This window comes from Stenotrophomonas sp. YJH_SMC_122 (assembly GCF_059369535.1).
Window position 1 is genome coordinate 1 of sequence record NZ_JCAFST010000001.1, and the last position, 20649, is coordinate 20649.

12 protein-coding genes, 1 tRNA gene, 1 other RNA gene and 1 pseudogene are annotated in these 20649 nt (G+C 67.1%); 10 read left to right on the forward strand and 5 right to left on the reverse strand.

Going from position 1 to position 20649, the window contains the following annotated elements; translation table 11 throughout:
• Positions 1-117, forward strand: a pseudogene (locus tag AC5P66_RS00005) (IS110 family transposase); the annotation flags it as partial.
• 46 nt (positions 118-163) lie between these two features.
• On the opposite strand, the gene AC5P66_RS00010 reads toward AC5P66_RS00005, so the two are convergent.
• Together AC5P66_RS00010 and gloB are read right to left on the reverse strand one after the other, a co-directional pair.
• Complete coding sequence (locus tag AC5P66_RS00010) at positions 164-1366, reverse strand: lytic transglycosylase domain-containing protein (protein WP_099494658.1); 1203 nt, start codon at positions 1364-1366, stop codon at positions 164-166.
• On the reverse strand, positions 1363-2130 hold the full coding sequence (gene gloB, locus AC5P66_RS00015) for a hydroxyacylglutathione hydrolase (protein ID WP_099494659.1): 768 nt from the start codon (positions 2128-2130) through the stop codon (positions 1363-1365). Before gloB ends, AC5P66_RS00010 begins: the two co-directional genes overlap by 4 nt.
• An 11-nt stretch (positions 2131-2141) precedes the next feature.
• Here gloB and AC5P66_RS00020 point away from each other — a divergent pair, with 11 nt between their 5' ends.
• From AC5P66_RS00020 to dnaQ, 3 genes are read left to right on the forward strand one after another with little or no spacing between them, the layout of a single operon-like run.
• Positions 2142-2786 carry a methyltransferase domain-containing protein gene (locus AC5P66_RS00020; RefSeq protein WP_049415208.1) on the forward strand — a complete coding sequence of 215 codons (645 nt, stop codon included), beginning with the start codon at positions 2142-2144 and terminating at the stop codon, positions 2784-2786.
• Positions 2787-2798: 12 nt separating this feature from the next.
• Positions 2799-3251, forward strand: coding sequence for a ribonuclease HI (gene rnhA / locus AC5P66_RS00025; protein WP_005408275.1), 453 nt, complete (start codon positions 2799-2801; stop codon positions 3249-3251).
• 4 nt (positions 3252-3255) lie between these two features.
• Complete coding sequence (gene dnaQ, locus AC5P66_RS00030; protein ID WP_049415209.1) at positions 3256-3987, forward strand: DNA polymerase III subunit epsilon; 732 nt, start codon at positions 3256-3258, stop codon at positions 3985-3987.
• Positions 3988-4056: 69 nt separating this feature from the next.
• Here dnaQ and AC5P66_RS00035 read toward each other — a convergent pair whose 3' ends face one another.
• Positions 4057-4761: a PP2C family protein-serine/threonine phosphatase gene (locus AC5P66_RS00035; protein WP_049439538.1), complete on the reverse strand. Its 705-nt coding sequence runs from the start codon at positions 4759-4761 to the stop codon at positions 4057-4059.
• A gap of 165 nt (positions 4762-4926) precedes the next feature.
• Here AC5P66_RS00035 and AC5P66_RS00040 point away from each other — a divergent pair.
• Both AC5P66_RS00040 and AC5P66_RS00045 read left to right on the forward strand, forming a co-directional pair.
• Positions 4927-5017 (forward strand) — tRNA-Ser (locus tag AC5P66_RS00040).
• Between the two features lie 508 nt (positions 5018-5525).
• On the forward strand, positions 5526-5930 hold the full coding sequence (locus tag AC5P66_RS00045; protein WP_049415212.1) for a DUF6165 family protein: 405 nt from the start codon (positions 5526-5528) through the stop codon (positions 5928-5930).
• 18 nt (positions 5931-5948) lie between these two features.
• On the opposite strand, the gene AC5P66_RS00050 is transcribed toward AC5P66_RS00045, so the two are convergent.
• Entirely contained in the window at positions 5949-6995 is a 1047-nt protein-coding gene (locus tag AC5P66_RS00050; protein ID WP_099494660.1) for a glycosyltransferase family 9 protein, read from the reverse strand.
• Positions 6996-7015: 20 nt separating this feature from the next.
• Here AC5P66_RS00050 and AC5P66_RS00055 point away from each other — a divergent pair, with 20 nt between their 5' ends.
• Together AC5P66_RS00055 and AC5P66_RS00060 are read left to right on the forward strand one after the other, a co-directional pair.
• On the forward strand, positions 7016-7765 hold the full coding sequence (locus AC5P66_RS00055) for a 3-deoxy-D-manno-octulosonic acid kinase (protein WP_049415219.1): 750 nt from the start codon (positions 7016-7018) through the stop codon (positions 7763-7765).
• Complete coding sequence (locus AC5P66_RS00060; RefSeq protein WP_099494661.1) at positions 7765-8532, forward strand: MBL fold metallo-hydrolase; 768 nt, start codon at positions 7765-7767, stop codon at positions 8530-8532. The genes AC5P66_RS00055 and AC5P66_RS00060 overlap by 1 nt, the downstream gene beginning before the upstream one ends.
• 150 nt (positions 8533-8682) lie before the next feature.
• Here the strand turns inward: AC5P66_RS00060 and ffs are convergent.
• Positions 8683-8779: signal recognition particle sRNA small type (ffs, locus tag AC5P66_RS00065), an RNA gene on the reverse strand.
• Positions 8780-9079: 300 nt separating this feature from the next.
• On the opposite strand from ffs, the gene AC5P66_RS00070 reads away from it, so the two are divergent.
• Positions 9080-9397, forward strand: coding sequence for a DMT family transporter (locus tag AC5P66_RS00070; RefSeq protein WP_099494662.1), 318 nt, complete (start codon positions 9080-9082; stop codon positions 9395-9397).
• A 358-nt stretch (positions 9398-9755) separates the two neighbouring features.
• A complete protein-coding gene (locus AC5P66_RS00075) occupies positions 9756-20645 on the forward strand; it encodes an autotransporter-associated beta strand repeat-containing protein (RefSeq protein ID WP_099494663.1) in 10890 nt (3629 codons plus the stop codon).
• Positions 20646-20649 lie beyond the last annotated feature (4 nt).

Consider the following 20649-nt stretch of genomic DNA (forward strand, 5'->3'; position numbering starts at 1 on the left):
AGCTTCAACATTCTCGCCAGAAAGCTGGCCAGGATCGCTTGGGGCGTCTTCAAGAGCGGCCGGGACTTTGACCCGGCCATGCTGAAAGTGGGTCAAACCTGCTTCCAGCAGGCTTGACCACGAACATAGGATCTCGGCTCTCCAGGAGGGCCTGGCCTGTGCGTCAGTCTTCGACGCGCAGCACCGCACCCGGCTTCAGCACGCTGCTGCCGCTCAGGCCGTTCAGCGACAGAAGTGCCTTGACCGGCATGCCATAGCGGCGGGCGATGGTCCAGGCCGATTCACCATCACGCACGGTGTGGCGACGGCTGCGCGGACGATCGGCGATCGCGGCCACGGTCTTGGCGGCCTGCGGCGTTGGCGAGGCGGCGGCGACAGGTACGCTACTGGCCACCAGCGCGGTGGCGCTGTCCGCCACGGTCGTGTTGGCGGCCGAGACCGGCGCCAGCACGCGGGTGGTGCCGGACGAGACGCGGCCACCGCCCGCCAGGGCGGGGTTGAGGCGGGCGATCCGGGCCGGGTCCAGGGCGCGCTGTGCGGCCCACTGCTGGACGCTGGTGCCGGCGGGCAGGGTGTGGTCCTTCAGCACCGGCACGGTGCGGTCCAGCGAGGCCATGACACCTGGCTGGTCTTCCACGTCTTCCAGCACGCAGGCCAGGGCATGCAGCTTCTCGACGTAGGCATGGGTGACCGGCGACAGGCCGGGCAGCGCCGAGGGCTTGGCGTTCTGCGCGTTCATGCCGGCCTTGCGCATGGATTGCAGCACGCGGTACTCGCCGGCGTTGTAGGCCATGGTGGCCAGGCGCCAGTCACCGCCGAACATGCCGTGCAGGGTCTTCAGGTAGCGCACTGCGGCCTGGGTGGAATCGACCGCCGACAGGCGGCCGTCGTAGCCGTTGGCCATGGGCACGCGGTGATTGCGCGCGGTGGTGGCGATGAACTGCCACAGGCCGGTCGGGCCGCTGCCGTTGCGGGCATTGGGCCGGTAGCCGCTTTCCACGAAAGGAATCAGCGCGAACTCGGTGGGCAGGTTGGCCTTGCGCAGCTCTTCGACCACATAGCCGAACAGCACCAGCGCATCGTCATCCTGGTTGGCCAGGCGCGACGGGGCGTGGGCGAACTGCTTCTGCCAGCGCGGGCTGGTGGCCTCGGCATTGCAGGTGGGCTCGGCCAGGCCGTCGCGGAAGCTGGAGAAGATCTCCTGGCCGTTGCGGACCGACGCGGCCGGCAACGCGGCCGGATCCAGTGGCAGGGCCGCGGCGGCGGTCAGGTTCTGGCCGATGCCAGCGCCCAGCGACTGGGCGCCGGCGGTTCCGGCCAGCCCCAGGACCAGGCCCAGGGCCAGCGGCAGACTTCGGCGCATCATGCGCGGAAGCCGTCTTTCCAGTGCCGGAGACCGGCCATCACGTCGACGTCGTCAACGACGTCACGGCCCAGGTGTGCCGACACCGACGCGCGGATCGGCGCAGTGTGCACACGCAGGAACGGATTGCAGTCGAATTCGTTGGCCAGGGTTACCGGCAGGGTGGAACGGTCATCGCGGCGCATGGCCAAAGCCTCCTCTTGGCGCTGCCACAAGGCAGCGTTGGCGGGGTCGACATGCCGCGCGAAGACGGCATTTGACACGGTGTACTCATGAGCGCAACAAAGCAGCAGTTGCGCGGGCAAGGTACCCAGCTTGCGCATCGATGCCAGCAGCTGGGACGGCGTACCTTCGAACAGGCGTCCACAGCCCAGGCTGAACAACGAATCTCCGCTGAAAAGATGTTCAGCAGTGTGAAACGCGATGTGGCTGCGGGTATGCCCGGGCACGGATAGTACGTGGAACGTCCGGCCCAGTGCCTGAACGCGTTCACCTTCGCCGACCCGTTCGGTTGCCGTGGGGATGCGCTCCTCGACGGGCGCGATCACCCGGACTCCGGGAAAACGTGTCTGCAGCGCGGGCACGCCACCGATGTGGTCATCGTGATGATGGGTGAGCAGGATCGTGTCCACGCGCAGGCCCTGATCGGCGAGCGCAAGCACCGGCGCGGCATCGCCGGGATCGACGACCACGGCGGCGCCGTCGTCGTCGTCGATCAACGTCCAGATGTAGTTGTCCGCAAATGCGGGCAGGGCAGTCAGTCGCATAGAATTGGACCATGCCCGCGCTGCAGAGCACCCGTCAAGCGAGCCAGACCCCGTGGTTCGACAGCGAACCGGCGGAAGCCCTGCGCGTTCTGGAGCGGCAACTGCTGCTGCCGCAGCTGTCGTTGCTGCCGGTGCAGCCCTGGCTATGGATCGCGCCGAGTGCCGCATGGCTGGACGATGCGCAGCTTGGCGGGCGCGGCCTGCGCCTGTACCGGCAGGGGCACGGCTATGCCGGCGACACCCGCTGTGCGTTGCCGCTGCCGCTGGCCAATGAAAGCGTCAATGCGGTCGTGCTGCAGCATGTCACCGCAGCCGACGCTGATCGGTTGCTCGATGAGTGCGAGCGCGTGCTGATGCCGGGCGGCCACCTGTGGCTGAGCAGCCTCAACCCGTTCAGCCCTTACCGCACGCACTGGCGCCAGCACGGGCTGGTGGTGCGCACGCCGCAGCGGATCCGCCTGCTGCTCGGCCGCCACGGGCTGGAGTGCGACGATATGCGTTTCCTCGGCCCGCTCTGGCGCGGCGCCGGCAGTCGCCGCACAGGCGGTTGGTCGCCACTGCGCGCGGCCTGCCTGTTCCATGCTGAAAAGCGAACGCTGGCCCTGCCCGGGCCGAAACCGTTGCCGGTGCGTTGGCACGGCACCGTTGCTACCTGATCTGGAGTTGTATTGAAAACCATTGAAATCCACACCGACGGTTCCTGCCTCGGCAATCCCGGCCCCGGCGGCTGGGCTGCACTGCTGCGCTACAAGGGCCACGAGCGTGAACTGAGCGGCGGCGAAGCGCACACCACCAACAACCGGATGGAGCTGATGGCGGCCATTTCCGGTCTGGAAACGCTGACCGAGCCGTGCAACATCGTGCTCTACACCGATTCGCAGTATGTGCGGCAGGGCCTGACCCAATGGATGCCCGGCTGGATCCGCAAGAACTGGAAGACCGCCGGCGGTGACCCGGTGAAGAACCGCGAGCTGTGGGAGCGCCTGCATGCGGCCACGCTGCGGCACCAGATCGACTGGCGCTGGGTGAAGGGCCACTCCGGCGATCCGGACAATGAGCGGGTGGATACCCTGGCGCGCAACGCGGCCATCCAGATCCGCGACGCCAGCCCGGTAAACTGAGCCCATGCGTCAGATCATCCTCGATACCGAAACCACCGGCCTGGAGTGGAAGAAGGGCAACCGCATCGTCGAAATCGGCTGCGTGGAGCTGTTCAAGCGCCGCCCGACCGGCAACAACTACCACCAGTACATCAAGCCGGACTGTGAGTTCGAACAGGGCGCGCAGGAAGTCACCGGCCTGACCCTGGAGTTCCTGGCTGACAAGCCGGACTTCGCGCAGATCGCCGATGAATTCCTGGCTTTCATCGATGGCGCCGAGCTGATCATCCACAACGCGGCGTTCGACCTGGGCTTCCTCGACAACGAACTGTCGTTGCTGGGCCCGCAGTACGGGAAGATCACCGATCGCTGCACGGTGATCGATACCCTGGTGATGGCGCGCGAGCGCTTCCCGGGCCAGCGCAATTCGCTGGATGCGCTGTGCAAGCGCCTGGGCGTGGACAACTCGCACCGTGCGCTGCACGGCGGCCTGCTCGATGCGCAGATCCTGGGCGACGTCTACATCGCGCTGACCTCGGGCCAGGAAGAGATCGGCTTCGGCCTGGGCGACGATGACGGCGGTGGCGCCGGTGCCGCGCTGCAGGCCTTCGATACCAGCAAACTGCTGCCGCGCCCACGCGTGGTGGCCACCCCGTCTGAGCTGGAAGCGCACAGCGCGCGTCTGGAACGACTGCGCAAGAAGGCCGGCTACGCCTTGTGGGATGGCCCGAAGGTGGAAGAGCCCGCCAGCGCGTAATGCTTGGCATGGGGTACTGCCGGCCGCTGGCCGGCAGTACCGTATCCACGCATGGCGTGGATCTACCGCTTAATGGCAGCGCACCAGGATCACGCTGATGTTGTCGCGGCCTCCGCCGTCGAGCGCGGCCGCGACCAGTGTGTCCACGCATTCCTGCGCGCTGGCATCGTCGAAGGCGAGGGTGCGGGCGATGCTGCGGTCGTCCACTTCCTCGGTCAGGCCGTCACTGCACAGCAGCAGTTGCATGCCTGGGCGCAGCTCACCGCTGGTGGTGGCTACGTTCAGATGCGCAGGGTCGGTCACGCCCAGCGCCTGGGTGACCACGTTGCGATGCGGATGCGCGCGTGCCTGCTCGGCAGTCAGGTTGCCCTGCGCGACCAGCTCCTGAACCACGCTGTGGTCCTGGCTGAGCTGCGCCAGCTGACCATCGCGCCACAGATACGCACGGCTGTCGCCGACCCATGCCACTTCATAGCGATTGCCCTGCACGCGTGCTGCAACCACGGTGGTGCCCATCGGCAGGGTGTCGTTGCGCCGGCGCGAGGCGCGGATGATTTCTTCATCGGCGGTGCGGATGGCCTGCGCCAGCGGCGCGCCGCGGCGGATCTCGCGCACGATCGTCTCGCGCGCCAGCGCGCTGGCCACTTCGCCGCAGGCGTGGCCGCCCATGCCATCGGCCACCAGCCACAGGGCCAGCTCGCTGTCACCGTAGTAGGTGTCCTCGTTGAGCTCGCGGCGCATGCCGGGGTGGGTGAGGTGTCCGAATTCGATCATGGGGTGCGGGGGCAGGGTATTGCTGGGGAGACAGGCATCATCGGGGGGCCGCAGGCATCCGGCAAGGCATGCACTCAGGAAATCTTCACTTCATTGACCGGAATGACTTGTCGCCGGCCTCACTTCCTCGTATGATGCGCGTCCCCGGTCCGCCGGGGACCACCCGGAGAGGTGGCAGAGTGGTTGAATGTACCTGACTCGAAATCAGGCAGGCGTTTATAGCGCCTCGGGGGTTCGAATCCCCCCCTCTCCGCCAGATAAAGAAAAAGGGCTGCCGAACGGCAGCCCTTTTTCTTTATCTGGCGCGGGACACGACGCGCTTTGCGCGCGTCGCCCCACACGTTGCTGTGCAACGCGTGGGCCCCTCCCTTCGCCGGCCTCTCCCCGCCCCTGTCGGGGCAGCCCCTCAACAGAGGGGCTTGTTCCACCAGATGCCTCCGTGAATCCACGCCATGGATGGATGCACATCGGGATTTGCGGCGCAGTGACCATGTCCTGATCCGGCGCGGGACACGATGCGCTTTGCGCGCGTCGCCCCACACGTTGCTGTGCAACGCGTGGGCCCCTCCCTTCGCCGGCCTCTCCCCGCCCCGGTCGGGGCAGCCCCTCAACAGAGGGGCTTGTTCCACCAGATTGCCTCCGTGAATCCACGCCATGCGTGGATGCACTTGCTGCCGGGCTGGACCATCCACGCGTGGCGGCTCTACCTGTCCCATCGCCAGTCGCGGGTTAAACTGCACGCATCACTTGCTGGAGCTTTCCCGATGACCGCTGAAATCCTCGTCCCCGTTTCGTTCGGCGAGCTGCTGGACAAGATCTCGATTCTGCAGATCAAGTCCGAGCGCATCAGCGACGAGGGCAAGCTGGCCAATGTGCGCAGGGAGCTGTCGGCGCTGGAGCAGACCTGGATGGCGCACCCGGCGGCGGTGAAGGATGTCGCCAGGCTGCGTGCCGAACTGAAGGCGGTCAACGAGCAACTGTGGGACATCGAGGACGACATCCGCCTGAAGGAGAAGGCGCAGGCGTTCGACCAGGGCTTCATCGACCTGGCGCGCAGTGTCTACCTGCGCAACGACGAGCGCGCGCGCATCAAGAAGGCGATCAACCTGGCGCTGGGTTCGGCGTACGTGGAAGAGAAGTCCTATCAGGATTACGCGCAGCGCACGTGATCCCGGGCAGGCCGCCGCTCACCCCAGGTGGTCGGCGACGTAGCGTTCGAAGGCGGCGATACCGTCTTCTACGGTGATCAGTTCCATTACATCGTCGAACTCGATCTTGGTGCCCCACTTCAGATCGGTGGCCTGCTTGGCCAGGTACTTGCGTGCCGCATCGTCGTAGCGGTCCACGCAGTAGCGGCGGTCCGAGTACGGGCCACTGCGGTCCGGGTTGCTGGCCGCATGCAGCCCCAACACCTTGGTGCCCATTGCGTTGGCGATGTGCATCGGGCCCGAGTCCGGGGTCATCACCAGATTGGCGCGGGCCAGCAGGGCAGGCAGCTGCTTGAGCGTGTCCTTGCCGACCAGGTCCAGTGCCGGCGTCTGCAGCTGCGCCTGGATCGCATCGGCCATGTGGCGCTCCAGTTCGCTGCGGCCACCGCACAGCACCACCCGCCAACCGCGCTGTGCGGCGTGGTTGGCCACCGCTGCATAGCGGTCCGCATACCAGTTGCGCCGCACGTGGCTGGAGCAGGGCGAGATCATCAGCACCGGGCGGCCATCGTCCTGCCACTGCGCTGCTGCCCACTCATGGGCGGACGGCGGCACCGCCAGATCCCAGCTGACCTCGGTCTGGCGCAGGCCCAGCGGTTCGCAGAAGCTGCCGATGGCATCCAGCACGTGGATGCCGGGGCGATCGGGAATGCGCTCGTTGATGAAGAGCCCGTGCAGGTCCTTGGAGCGGCTGCGGTCGTATCCGATGCGGCGCTCGGCCGGAATGAAGGCCGACAGCAGGTTGGCGCGGAACGCGACCTGCATCTGCAACAGCGCTTCAAAGCGCCCCGGTGGCAGTTGCCTGCGCAGTTCCTTGACCCCGGCCATGCCGCTCTTCTTGTCGTAGGCATGGAAGGTGACGCCGGGCAGCCCGTCGAGCAGCTTGTGGCCGGCTTTGTCGATGATCCAGTGGATCGGCGTGTCCGGGCGTGCGGCCTGCAGGGTGCGCACCAGGGGCACCACGTGGGTGACGTCGCCCAGTGCGGACAGGCGCAGGAGGCACAAGGAGGAGGACGCTGATGCCATGTGTTGTTAGACTCAATGAAATGGTCGCATTCGACGCCAATGAAGCGCTGACGCCATGCCGCGAGGGTCGCGGCATCGGGGCCATTCTGTTCGACCGCGAGCGGCTGCGGCAAGCCGATATTGGCCTGTTCTCGCCCCAGCACTGGGGCAGCAAGGCCCGCCCGGTGGGCGAGGGCGGCCGCGGCAGCGCCTGGTTCGTCGATGCGCCGTTCGGTGCCAGCGTGCTGCGGCACTACCTGCGGGGCGGCATGGCGGCCCGGATCAGCCACGACCAGTACCTCTGGCGCGGCTCGGACCGGACCCGCAGCTTCGCCGAATTCCGGCTGATGCGCGCGCTGCGCGAGAAGAAGCTGCCGGTGCCACGGCCGATCGCCGCGTTCTACATGCGCGAGGGCCTGCGCTACCGGGCGGCGATCCTGATGGAACGGATCGAGGGCGTGCGCTCGCTGGCCGACCGCGCACTGGTTGCGGGTCGGGGCGCGCCCTGGGAGGAGACCGGGCGCCTGATCGCCCGTTTCCACCGTGCCGGCCTGGACCATGCCGACCTCAACGCGCACAACATCCTGTTCGATGGCAGTGGCCATGGCTGGCTGATCGATTTCGACCGTGGGGTGATCCGCATCCCGGCCACCGCCTGGCGCGAACGCAACCTCAAGCGGTTGCTGCGCTCGCTGGTCAAGCTGCGCGGCGAGCGCAGCGTGGAAGACGTGCAGAAGGACTACGCGCGGCTGCGCCGCGCCTATGACATGGCCTGGAACCGGGGCACCTGATGGACTGGTCGTTGCGTTTCCTCGGCGTCGGCAATGCGTCGGCGGTCGAGCTGGGATCGCCGATGTCGGTGATCGAGCGCGGTGGTCGCCCGTGGCTGACCATCGATTGCGGCGGTGAAGGCCTCACCGCGTTCAAGGCTCACTACGGGCACATGCCGCAGGCGCTGTTCGTCACCCATGTGCACCTGGACCATGTGGCCGGCTTCGAGCGCCTGTTCGTGGACACTTTCTTCAATGCGCACCGACGCGGCAAGGTGCGCCTGTACGTGCCTGCCACGGTGGTGCCGCTGCTGCACAAGCGCATTGCTGACTATCCGAACGTGCTGGCCGAGGGCGGTGCGAATTTCTGGGATGCCTTCCACCTGATCGTGGTGGGCGAGGCGTTCTGGCATGAGGGGGTGCGCCTGGAGGTGTTTCCGGTGCGCCATCACTGGCCGGAGACGGCGTATGGCCTGCGCCTGCAGGGCGCGCTGACCTGGAGCGGCGATACCCGGCCGATTCCGGAGATGCTGGCGCGCTACGCCAACGACAACGAACTGATCGCCCACGACTGCGGCCTGCACGGCAACCCGTCACACACGGGTGTGGACGACCTGGAGCGTGAGTACAGCATCGAACTGCAGGCGCGGATGATGCTCTACCACTACGCCAGCGTGGCCGATGGCCAGGCGCTGGCCGCGCGCGGGCACCGCGTGGCGCAGCCGGGGCAGTGCGTGCCGCTGGCTGACCCGACCGCGCCGCACGTACTGGCGCAGGATCCGCCGTGAGCGGAACCGGCCAGCCCGCCGATACGGCGCTGGCCGCTGGACTGGAGGCGCTGGAGCGCGCGCTGCAGTAGCGCGGGGCCATGCCCGGCAAAGGGCGCCAACCAAGGTTGGCATCTAGCAGAGGCGCGGGCGTCGCCGGAAAAGGCGGTGGCCCCGCCGGCTGACCTCGGCGCCCGCGTCGATCGATACCGTTGCTGCCTTCCGGCCCTGGCGGGGTTTTCGACCTAGCGTCGCGAGGGGCCGACGGGGCCACCATAGAGACGTTGGCCGCCCGGTGGGCGGCCAGTTCACGGATCAGGGGAAGCAGCGCGCGATGCGCCGGAGACCACAGCCGGACTGCACATCGGCTGGCCGATGGCAGGCGCTCATTCTAGCGCAGGCGGGTGCGTCGATGCCAGCTTCACGCACTGAATCGGCTGTAACCCGTCGCCGCCGGCAGCGGCCGGCACCCACCCCCGTTGCTAGAATGCCGGCCAGGAGGAACGACCTCCCCCACATCGGGAACCAATGACCAGGACGGCCTGGCCCTACCAAGAGGAGGGCCGTCATGGCCTGGATCTATCTGTTGTTTGCCGGCCTGCTGGAAATCGTCTGGGCCGTGTCCATGAAGCAGTCCGGAGGCTTCACCCGGCTCACCCCCACCGTGGTCACGATCATCGGCATGATCGCCAGCTTCTGGCTGCTGGCGGTGGCCATGCGCAGCCTGCCGCTCGGCACCGCCTATACGATCTGGACCGGCATCGGCGCAGTCGGCGCGTTCGCGGTCGGCATCGTGTTCCTGGGTGAGCAGGTCAGCCCGATGCGGATCGGTGCAGCGGTGCTGATTGTTTCCGGTCTGGTGCTGATGAAACTCTCCAGTAGCTGAATTTATTTACTCATGGCGGGGATGGATTCCCCGCCACATATAGCGATATGCATTTTCGGCAAAACCATTCCGCCGGCCCCTTTTATTTGACGCGCGTCATGAAAATAACGCGCGCGATTCACATGCCGCTGGCACGGCGGGTCGCACAGTGCCGCCATTCGTCGGGCGAAATCGGGGAGTTTTCGTCTTGATGGACACGCTGACGTACCTGTCCCGGGGTGCGATCACGTGAAGATGTGAAGATTTTCAGGAGTTAATGCCTTCAGGCCTTGTTCCCGTATCGGGAGCAGGGGCGGCCCGCATTGTCTCCAAAAAACCTGCCAGCTGTGCCATCCGGTCTTTTCATGGAGATTTGCCGATGAACCGCATTTACCGTCTGGTTTTCAATCGCGCCCTTGGGGTAATGCAGGTTGCTTCGGAGGTCACCCGGAATCCCGGCGGAAGCGCGGTCAGCGCAGGGCGGGTGCCGCGATTGCGGGCGCACCAGCTGGCGGCGGCATTGGCCGCCACACTGGCCAGCGGATCGGCATTCGCAGCGTGCACGGGCACCACGACCGTGAACTGCGACAGCACCACCAACATCAACAACTACTCCAACGCGACCAACGGCCTCACGCTGAACATCGCTGCGGGTGCATTGCTGCGTACGCCGCCGATCGTAGGTGGAGGCAACGCAGCAACGCTGACCGGCGACAACGTGACGGTCAACAACAATGGCACGATCGATCCGAGCTCGATCGTCCTCGCCTCGCCCGGCCTGGTCATCGGCAATGCTTCTGCCAACAACAGCGCGATCGTCGTCAACAACAACGCCAGCGGACAGATCAAGGGTGTCGTCAACATCGCAACGCTGCTGGGCTTCGGTGGACAGGCGCTGGTGGCACAGAATGTCAACGGCACCACCACCATCAACAACGCCGGCCTGATCAGCACGTCGCTGATCGGCGCAGGCAGCGTTTCCGACGCGACTACGGTGGTGACCTACGGTGGTGCGGCAGCCAATGTGACCAACACCGGCACCATCGACGGGCGTGTCGGCCTGGGCGCTTCTGGCGGTAATACGTTCCTCAATGCGGGGGCGGTCAGTGGCAGTGTTCACCTGGGTGATTCAACCGGCGGCAACACCTTCACCGCAGTGTCGGGTTCCAGCGTTGTGAGCGGTGGCGGCGGCGCTCTTGCCGGCGTGATTACCGGTGTTACCGGGGTGAAGGTTGCGGCTGCGGGATCGGTCGACGCCGGTACCGGCAGTGGTGCGGCCAACAACACGCTGGTGTTGCAGAACGTCGTCAGCGGTCCGGGGGCCGGCACCGGTGGAGCGGTGACCACACTGGGCTGGAACCAGTACCTCAACTTCCAGAAGCTCACCGTCAACAGCGGTACCTGGAACCTGCAGGGCGCATGGGGCGGATCCGGCCCGACGACGCTCAATGATGGCCTGGTCAATTTCAACAATGCCGGTTCATTCGGCACAGGGCTGTTCACGGCCAACGGCGGTGCCATCGCCTCCTCCACGGCCGGTCTGAATCTGACCAATGCGTTCAACCTCGGCGGCAATCTGTCCCTGGCCGGGACCAATGCGTTCGGCCTGAATGGCGTGCTTTCAGGCGCAGGCGGGCTGACGGTCAACAACACCGGCATCGTTACTCTCGGCGGCGCAAACCTGTTCTCCGGTGGCGTCAACCTCAATGCCGGCGGCCTGCTGCTGGGCAATGCCGGTGCACTCGGCAGCGGCAACCTGACCGTCGGTGGCAGCGCCTCGCTGGATACGACGGCGGGCTTCAACCTGGGCAACAACCTGGTGGTCAATGGCGGGGGCTCGCTGAACCTGCTGGGCAGCAATGCGCTGACATTGAGTGGTTCGATTTCCGGTGCCGGCAACGTGACCAAGAACGGTGCGGGCACGCTGACCCTGAACGGTGCCAATTTGCTGAGCGGCAGCTTCAACCTGGCCGGGGGCGCGTTGGCCTTGGGCGCGGGCGGCAGCCTGTCGCCCACAGGCGCGATCACGCTGGGCGTCGGCACCAGCCTGGATCTTTCGGCGGCGGCCGACCAGACCATCGGCTCGCTGGCCGGGCTTGGCGGTTCGGTCAACCTCGGCAGCCACACCCTGACCCTGGGCGGGCTGGGCGATACCAGCTACAGCGGCACGTTCGCAGCAGGCACCGGCGGCCTGATCAAGCTCGGCACCGGTGTGCAGACCCTGTCGGGCGTCAACAGCCTCACGGGCGGTGTTGCGCTCAACGCCGGTGGCTTGTTGCTGGGCAATGCCGCCGCGCTGGGCAGCGGTACGCTCTCTGTCGGCGGCAACACCACCTTCGACGGCACCACGGCGCTGGCGCTGACCAATGCGGTCAGCCTCGGATCGGGTGCCAGCCTGAATCTGCTTGGCGGGCAGGCGCTCACCTTCAACGGGGTGATCAGTGGCGCTGGCGGCTTGATCAAGGATGGTGCATCGTCACTGACCCTCAACGGCGCCAATACGTTCGACGGTGGTCTGGCACTCAACGCGGGCAGCCTGGTGCTGGGCAACGGCGGTGCACTGGGAACCGGGGCACTGAACGTCGGCGGTGCGGTATCGCTCGACGCCAGCGCCGCGCTCACGGTGGGCAATGGCATCACGCTTGGCGCCGGTGGTTCGCTCAATGTGCTGGGCTCGAATGCGCTGACGCTGGGGGGTGTCATTGGTGGGAGCGGCAGCCTGGTCAAGAACGGCGCTGCCACGCTGTCGTTGGGCGGCGCGAACACGTTCACGGGTGGGCTGGCAGTAAATGCCGGAACGGTGGCATTGGCCAGTGGTGGCAGCCTGGCGGCGACCGGCGCGGTCAGCCTGGCCGGCGCTGGCAGCGCACTGGATATCTCGCTGGGTGGCAACCAGACCATCGGTGCATTGTCCGGTGTGGCGGGCAGCACCCTGGCGCTGGGCAGCAGCACGCTCACCTTCGGTGATGCCACCAACCAGACCTTCGCCGGCGTGATCGGCGGCACCGGTGGGCTGATCAAGCAGGGTACCGGCGTGCAGACGCTGACCGGTGCCAATACCTTCAGCGGTGGGGTGAATCTTGCGGCCGGTGGCCTGGTGCTGGGCAACGCCGGTGCGCTGGGAAGCGGTGCGCTGACGGTCAGTGGCAACGGCTCGCTGGACGCCACTGCGGCGCTGAACCTGGGCAATGCGATCAACCTCAGCGCGGCACTGACCCTGCCGGGCAGCCAGAACCTGACCCTGGGCGGCAACATCACTGGCACCGGCAGCCTGGTCAAGAATGGCGCGTCGACACTGACCTTGAACGGCGCCAACACCTTCAGCGGTGGACTGAACGCAAACGCCGGCAGCCTGCTGCTGGGCAACAGCGGCGCGCTCGGTACCGGAGTACTGGGCATCGGCGGCAACGTCACGCTCGATGGCAGCGCCCCGTTGAGCCTGACCAACAACGTTGACCTGGGCGCCGGTGCGGCGCTGTCGTTGCCGGGCTCGCAGGCGATCACGCTGGGTGGCGTGGTGTCCGGTACCGGCAGGCTGGTGAAGAACGGTGCCAGCACGTTGACCCTCAACGGCGCCAACAGCTTCGGTGGTGGGCTCACCGTCAACGGCGGCGGCGTGTTCCTGGGGAACGCCGGCGCACTGGGCACCGGTGCACTGTCGGTGGGCGCCACTGCCACGCTGGACAGTTCGGTCGCGCTGAACCTCGCCAACAACGTCAACCTCGGGGCAGGCGCGGCGCTGGATCTGCTGGGCAGCCAGGACGTGTCACTGGGCGGTCTCATCAGTGGCACTGGCAGCCTGGTCAAGAATGGTACGGCCACGCTGGCGTTGAATGGACCCAACACCTTCAGCGGGGGCGTCGGCCTCAACGCGGGCCTGCTGCAGCTGGGCAATGCGCAGGCACTGGGTACCGGCCAGCTGGACGTGGGCGGTAACGCGTCGCTGGATGCAACGTCTGCACTCACCGTAGGCAACCTCATCGGCCTGGCCGCCGGTGCGAATCTCTCCGTGCTGGGCAGCAATGACCTGACCCTCACCGGTCCGGTATTCGGTGCCGGTGGGCTGATCAAGGACGGCGCGGCCCGCCTCACACTGTCCGGCGCCAACGTCTACACCGGTGGCACCACCATCAACGCCGGCACGCTGGCGCTGGGGGCGGGCGGCAGTCTTGCCGCGGCCGGTGCGGTGGATCTTGCCGGTGCCGGTGCGACGCTGGACATCTCCGCAGCCGGTGCGGCGCAGACCATCGGCGCGCTGAATGGCGTGGCAGGCAGCCAGCTGGTGCTGGGCGCGCAGTCGCTCACCTTTGGCGGCGCCAGCAATGGCAGCTTTGCCGGCGTGATCGATGGTACCGGCGGCCTGATCAAGACCGGTGCCGGCGTGCAGACGCTGTCCGGTGCCAATACTTTCAGTGGTGGCCTTGCACTCAACGACGGTGGCCTGATTCTCGGCAACGCCAGCGCACTCGGTACCGGTGCACTGGGCATTGGTGGCACGACCACGCTGGACAGCACCGTGGCGCTGAACCTGGCCAATGCAGTGAACTTCGGTGCCGCTACGCAGCTGACGCTGGGTGGCAGCAACGACCTCACCCTCGGTGGCGTGGTGGCAGGCAATGGCAGCCTGATCAAGAATGGTGCGGGCCTGCTGACCCTCGACAACACCAATACCTTCAGTGGCGGCCTGACCTTGAACGGGGGAGGCCTGGTGGTCGGCGCGAATGATGCGCTCGGTACCGGCGCGCTGGCGGTGAATGCCAGTACCACGCTTGATGCGAGCGCCGCGGTGGCACTGGGCAATGCGGTCACGCTGGGCTCGGGCGTCGTACTGACGTTGCCCGGCAGCAATGCGCTGACGCTGTCGGGCGTGGTCGGCGGCAATGGCAGCCTGGTCAAGAATGGTGCCACCACGCTGACGCTGTCCGGTGCCAACACCTACACCGGCGGGACCACGATCAACGCCGGCACGCTGGCGCTGGACACGGGCGGCAGCCTTGCTGCAGCGGGTGATGTCACGCTGGGTGCAGGCGCTGGCTTTGATATTTCCGGTGCCGGCAGCAGCCAGACCATCGGCGCGCTCAACGGTGCGGGTGGCAGCACCCTGGCGCTGGGCGGCAATTCGCTCACCTTCGGTACGGCCGGCAACGCCGCGTTCGATGGCGTGATCAGTGGCGGCGGCAGTCTGATCAAAGCAGGCGCGGGCGTACAGACGCTGTCCGGTGCCAACACGTTTGGCGGCGGCGTAACGCTCAACGCGGGCGGACTGGTGCTTGGCAATGATGCGGCGTTGGGCACCGGCGCATTGACCGTTGGTGGTGCCGCCACGCTGGATACCACCGGCCTGGCAACGCTGGCCAACAACATCGCGCTCAACGCCGGGCTGACCGTGCTCGGGACCAATGCACTGACGCTCAACGGCGTCCTGTCCGGGGCCGGCAGCCTGACCAAGAACGGCAGCGCGACGCTGACCTTGAACGGCACCAACACCTATACCGGTGGCACCAACATCAACGCCGGCACGCTGGCGCTGGGGGCCGGTGCCAGCCTGGCGGCGAGCGGTACCGTGAACCTCGCCACGGGTGCCACGCTGGATCTGTCTGCCGGCAGCGGCACGCAGCAGTTCGGCACGCTGGTCGGCAATGGTACGGTGAACCTCGGCGCCAACTCGATCGAGGTCGGCGGCGCCACCGATGGCACCTTCAGTGGCTCGATCACAGGCACCGGTGGCCTGACCAAGGTGGGCGCGGGCATCGAAACGCTGACCGGTGCCAACACCTACACCGGCGGCACCTTCATCAACGCTGGCACGCTGGCGATCGGTCCGGGCGGCAGCCTGGCCGCGACCGGCGCGGTGACGCTGAGCGCCGCGGGCACCGGCTTCGACATCTCCACCGCAGGTGCCAACCAGACCATCGGTTCGTTGAACGGTGTGGCCGGCTCGACGGTGAGCCTGGGGGCACAGACGCTGACACTCGGTGGTGTGGGCAACAGCCTCTTCGATGGCACGATTTCCGGCACCGGTGGCCTGGTCAAGAATGGCGCCGGCATCCTCACGCTGGGTGGCACCAATCTGTTCAGTGGTGGCGTTGCACTGAACGGCGGTGGCCTGGTGGTCGGCAACAGCGCTGCGCTCGGCAGCGGCGCGTTGACGGTCGGAAGCAACGCAACGCTGGATGCAACGACCGGCGTCAGCCTTGCCAACAACATCGGGCTGGCAGCGGGTGCCAACCTCGATCTGCTCGGCAGCCAGGCGCTGACGCTGGGGGGCGTGATTTCCGGCACGGGCGGGCTGATCAAGGACGGTGCGGCCACCGTAACCCTGAGCGGTGCCAACACCTACACCGGGGGTACCACCATCAACAGCGGCACACTGGCGATCGGTGCCGGTGGCAGCCTCGCCGCAACCGGCGCGGTGAACCTGGCCGGTGCGGGCACGCTCGACATCTCCGCGGGTAACCAGGCCATCGGTTCGCTGGCCGGCGTTGCAGGCAGCACGGTGGCGCTGGGCGGCAGCACGCTGACCCTGGGCGGCACCGTGGACAGCACCTTCAGCGGTGTGATCGGCGGCAGTGGCGGCCTGATCAAGAACGGTGCGGGCGTGCAGACGCTCAATGGTGCCAACACCTTCAGCGGTGGCGTGGCGCTCAACGCCGGTGGCCTGGTGGTCGGCAACAATGCTGCGCTGGGCACCGGTACGGTGACGGTCGGAGGCGCTGCGACGCTCGATTCGAACACTGCGGTCATCCTCGGCAACAACTTCATCCTCAACAACGCGTTGACCGTCCTGGGCAGCAACAACCTCACCCTCAACGGCAACCTGAGTGGTACCGGCAGCCTGACCAAGGAGGGTGCCGCGACGCTGACCTTGAACGGCACCAACAGCTACACCGGTGGCACCAACATCAACGCCGGTACGCTGGCACTGGGCGCGGGCGCGAGCCTGCACGCCAGTGGCATCGTCAACCTGGCCTCGGGGGCGACCTTCGATCTGTCGGCAGGCAGCGGCACGCAGCAGTTCGGTACCCTGATCGGCAACGGCACGGTGAACCTGGGCGCCAACACGCTGACGATCGGAGACGCCACCAATGGCACGTTCAGTGGCTCGGTGGCCGGCTCCGGTGGGCTGATCAAGGAAGGCTCCGGTACCCAGACGTTGACCGGCACCAACACCTTCACCGGTGGCACCACCATCAACGCCGGGACGCTGGCGATCGGCGCCGGTGGCAGCCTCGCTGCGACGGGTGCGGTGAACCTGGCCAACGCCGGTACCACCTTCGACATCAGTGCGGGGGGCGCGCAGGCGATCGGTTCGCTGGCAGGCGTGGCAGGCTCTTCAGTGGCGTTGGGTGGCAGCACGCTGACCCTCAATGGCGTGGGCAATACCACGTTCGCCGGCACCATCGGAGGGGCAGGGGGGCTGGTAAAGAACGGCGCAGGCATCCAGGGCTTGACTGGCGTCAACGTCTTCACGGGCGGCGTGACCCTCAATGCCGGTGGCCTGCTACTGGGCAACGACGGTTCGCTGGGAACCGGTGCGCTGACCGTAGGCGGCAACGCCAGCCTGGATGGCACCAGCGCGCTGACGCTGGCCAACACCGTGCAGCTGGCCAGCGGCACGCTGACTCTGGGCGGCAGCAACGCACTGACCTTGAACGGCCCGATCAGCGGTGCCGGTGGCCTGCTGAAGGATGGCGCGGCGACGGTCACCCTGGGCGGTGCCAGCAGCTATACCGGCACCACCACCATCAACAGTGGGACGCTGGCGGTGGCAGCCGGCGGCAGCCTGTCCGGTGCCAGCACGGTCAACCTGGCCGGTGCCAGTACGCTGGATATCAGCGCCGGTGGCAGCCAGAGCATCGGAGGCCTCGCTGGCGTGACCGGTTCCAGCGTGGTGCTGGGCGGTGCAACCCTGACCACCGGCGGCAACAACGGCAGCACGACCTTCGCCGGCGTGCTCAGTGGTACCGGCGGCCTGGTGCAGAGCGGTACCGGCACGCTGATCCTCAGTGGCGACAACACCTATACCGGAGGCACCACCATCAACGGTGGCAGTACGCTGCAGATCGGCAACGGCGGCAGCACCGGCTCGGTGCTGGGCGACATCACCAACAACGGCAGCCTGGTCTACAACCTGGGTACGACGGCCACCGTGGGCGCGGAGGTCAGCGGCAGCGGCGGCTTGACCCAGGCCGGCAGTGGCACGCTGGTGCTGACCGGCAACAACAGCTACACCGGTGGAACCACGATCAATGCCGGTGGCACATTGCAGATCGGCAACGGCGGTGCGACCGGCGCGATCATCGGCGACATCACCAACAACGGTGCGCTGGTATCCAACGTGGCCGGCAACACCACGCTCGGTGGCACCATCAGCGGCAGTGGCGGCCTGACCCAGGCCGGCAGCGGCACGCTGACCCTGACCGGCAACAACACCTATACCGGCGGCACCACCATCAATGCCGGCGGCACGCTGCAGGTGGGCAATGGCGGTGCGACCGGCGCGATCACCGGCAACGTTGCCAACAACGGCAGCCTGGTGTTCGACGTTGCGGGCAACACCACGGTCGGCGGTGCGATCAGCGGCAGTGGTGGCCTGACCCAGGCGGGCAGCGGTGTGCTGACCCTGGTGGGCAACAACACCTACACCGGTGGGACCACCATCAATACCGGCGGCACGCTGCAGATGGGCAACGGCGGCGCGGCCGGCGCCATCGCTGGCGACATCACCAACAATGGCGCGTTGATTTCCAACGTGGCCGGCAACACCGCGCTGGGCGGCACCATCAGTGGCAGCGGCAGCCTGACCCAGGCCGGCAGCGGTACGCTGCTGCTGACCGGGACCAACACCTATACCGGCGGCACGACCATCAACGCCGGCAGTACGCTGCAGCTGGGCAATGGCGGGGCAACGGGCTCAATCGTCGGTGATGTCACCAACAACGGCATGCTGCTGTCCAGCGTGGCGGGCAACACCACGCTGGGCGGCACCATCAGCGGCAGTGGAGGCCTCACCCAGGCCGGCAGCGGCACGCTGACCCTGACCGGCAACAACACCTATACCGGCCCGACCACCATCAACACCGGTGGCACGCTGCAGGTAGGCAATGGCGGTGCGACCGGCGCCATCGGCGGCAGCGTCGTCAACAACGGCAGCCTGGTGTTCAACGTGGGCGGCACCACCACCGTCGGCGGCGCCATCAGCGGTAGCGGTGGCCTGACCCAGGCCGGCACCGGTACCGTGATCCTGGCCGGCAACAACACCTATACCGGCGGCACCGCCATCAACACCGGCGGCACGCTGCAGGTCGGCAATGGGGGCGCCAGCGGTGCGATCACCGGTAATGTCAGCAACAACGGCAGCCTGGTGTTCAACGTCGGCGGCAACACCACGGTGGGCGGCACCATCAGCGGCAGTGGCGGCCTGACCCAGGCAGGTGCCGGCACCGTGGTCCTGACCGGCAACAACACCTACACCGGTGGTACCACCATCAATGCCGGCGGCACCGTGCAGGTCGGCAACGGTGGGGCCAGCGGTGCGATCACCGGCAACATCACCAACAACGGTGGCCTGGTCATCAACACCGGTGGCACCACCACGCTCGGCGGCAGTATCAGTGGTGGCGGCAGCATCGTGCAGGCCGGCCCGGGCAGCCTGAATCTGGGCGGCAACAGTGCTGGCTTCAGCGGCACGGGCCAGGTCACCGGCGGTGGCCTGAACGTCACCGGCAACATCGGCGGCCAGTGGACCATCGGCAGTGGCACCACGCTCTCCGGCACCGGCACCATCGGCGGTACCGGCGGTGGCGTGACCGTATCCAGCGGTGGCGTGCTGTCGCCGGGCAATGGCCCGGGCAATGGCGGCGGTGCCGGCAATGGCACCGGAACGATCACCGTCGGCGGCAACCTGACGCTGTCGCCGGGCAGCACGCTGGGCATCGACCTGGGCGCCACCGGCAGCGACACGGTGCAGGTCGGCGGCAGCGCGAATGTGGGCGGCAGCACCGTGCGGGTGAATACCATTTCGCCGAGCACCAGCTACCAGCAGGGCCAGCAGTACACGGTGGTCAATGCGGGCGGTGGCGTGAGTGGGCAGTTCGCTGCGGCAACCTCGCCGTCGGCCTTCCTGACCATCACTCCGGTGTATACCGCGAACACGGCGAACCTGCAGATCGACGTGGCGCAGACTGCGGCATTCACCACCGCAGCGACGACGCGCAACCAGTACAACACTGCCGCAGCGCTGGACAGCCTGCCGCAGAGTGGCCCGGCGCTGGGCCTGTACAACACGGTGCTGCTCTACGACGCGGCCACTGCGCGCAGCGCCTTCGACCAGCTGTCAGGCGAAGTGCATGCGGCCAGCCGCGCGGTGCTGCTGTATGACAACTACCTGGAGGAGGGCATCCGCCAGCGCTTGGGCAGCGAACTGCCGACCGTGCGGGGCGAGCGCGCTTCGGCCTGGCTGGCCGGCAGCGGCAAGGTGTTCAGGCAGGATGGCGACGGCAATGGCGATGAGATCCGCGCCAATCGCAATGCGCTTATGGCCGGTGTCGACTGGCAGCTGGGCGAGCATGTGGTGCTGGGTGCAGCGGCCGGCAACGAACGGCTGGATACGCGGCTGTATGATCGCAGCTCGCGGGCCCGCCTGCGTGGCAACACGTTCGGCCTGTATGCACAGGGACAGTGGAACAACGGCTTCGCGGTGGGTGGCAGCGTGTCGCGCGGTGACTACCGCACGCGCACCACGCGTGAAGTGCCGTTGTTGGGCCAGACCCTGTACAGCCGCCAGGATTCCGATGTGACCATCGCGCAGGTGGAAGGCAGCTGGACATGGACCCACGGCAGGACCCAGCTGCAGCCCTATGTGCAGTTCACCAAGCACTGGGTCGACAGCGATCGTGCGGTGGAGCAGGGCGGCAGCGCGGCACTGGTGCTGGAAGGCGGCAAGGACACGCTCAATGTCAGCACCGTGGGCGTGCGCGGCCGTTGGGACGTGGGCAGCGGCGAGCGCTTCCCGGCGCAGCTGACCGTCGGCCTCGGCTGGCAGCACGCCTCGGGTGACACCGATGTGGCCAGCCGCAACCGCTTCGCGTTGGGCGGCAATGCCTTCGATGTCTACAGTGCGGTGATGGCACGCAATGCGCTGGTCAGCCAGCTCGGTGTAGCGGTCGGCCTTGGCCGCAACAGCCAACTGTCGATGTTCGTACAGGGCCAGCATGGCGACGGCCGCCGCGATGTGGGCGGGCAGATCAACCTGCGCGTGGGCTTCTGAGGAA

Coding starts and splice junctions, on each gene's coding strand:
- AC5P66_RS00010 (WP_099494658.1), bottom strand. CDS start 1,366: ATGATGCGCCGAAGTCTGCCGCTGGCCCTGGGCCTGGTCCTGGGGCTG.
- gloB (WP_099494659.1), bottom strand. CDS start 2,130: ATGCGACTGACTGCCCTGCCCGCATTTGCGGACAACTACATCTGGACG.
- AC5P66_RS00020 (WP_049415208.1), top strand. CDS start 2,142: ATGCCCGCGCTGCAGAGCACCCGTCAAGCGAGCCAGACCCCGTGGTTC.
- dnaQ (WP_049415209.1), top strand. CDS start 3,256: ATGCGTCAGATCATCCTCGATACCGAAACCACCGGCCTGGAGTGGAAG.
- AC5P66_RS00035 (WP_049439538.1), bottom strand. CDS start 4,761: ATGATCGAATTCGGACACCTCACCCACCCCGGCATGCGCCGCGAGCTC.
- AC5P66_RS00045 (WP_049415212.1), top strand. CDS start 5,526: ATGACCGCTGAAATCCTCGTCCCCGTTTCGTTCGGCGAGCTGCTGGAC.
- AC5P66_RS00050 (WP_099494660.1), bottom strand. CDS start 6,995: ATGGCATCAGCGTCCTCCTCCTTGTGCCTCCTGCGCCTGTCCGCACTG.
- AC5P66_RS00055 (WP_049415219.1), top strand. CDS start 7,016: ATGGTCGCATTCGACGCCAATGAAGCGCTGACGCCATGCCGCGAGGGT.
- AC5P66_RS00060 (WP_099494661.1), top strand. CDS start 7,765: ATGGACTGGTCGTTGCGTTTCCTCGGCGTCGGCAATGCGTCGGCGGTC.
- AC5P66_RS00070 (WP_099494662.1), top strand. CDS start 9,080: ATGGCCTGGATCTATCTGTTGTTTGCCGGCCTGCTGGAAATCGTCTGG.
- AC5P66_RS00075 (WP_099494663.1), top strand. CDS start 9,756: ATGAACCGCATTTACCGTCTGGTTTTCAATCGCGCCCTTGGGGTAATG.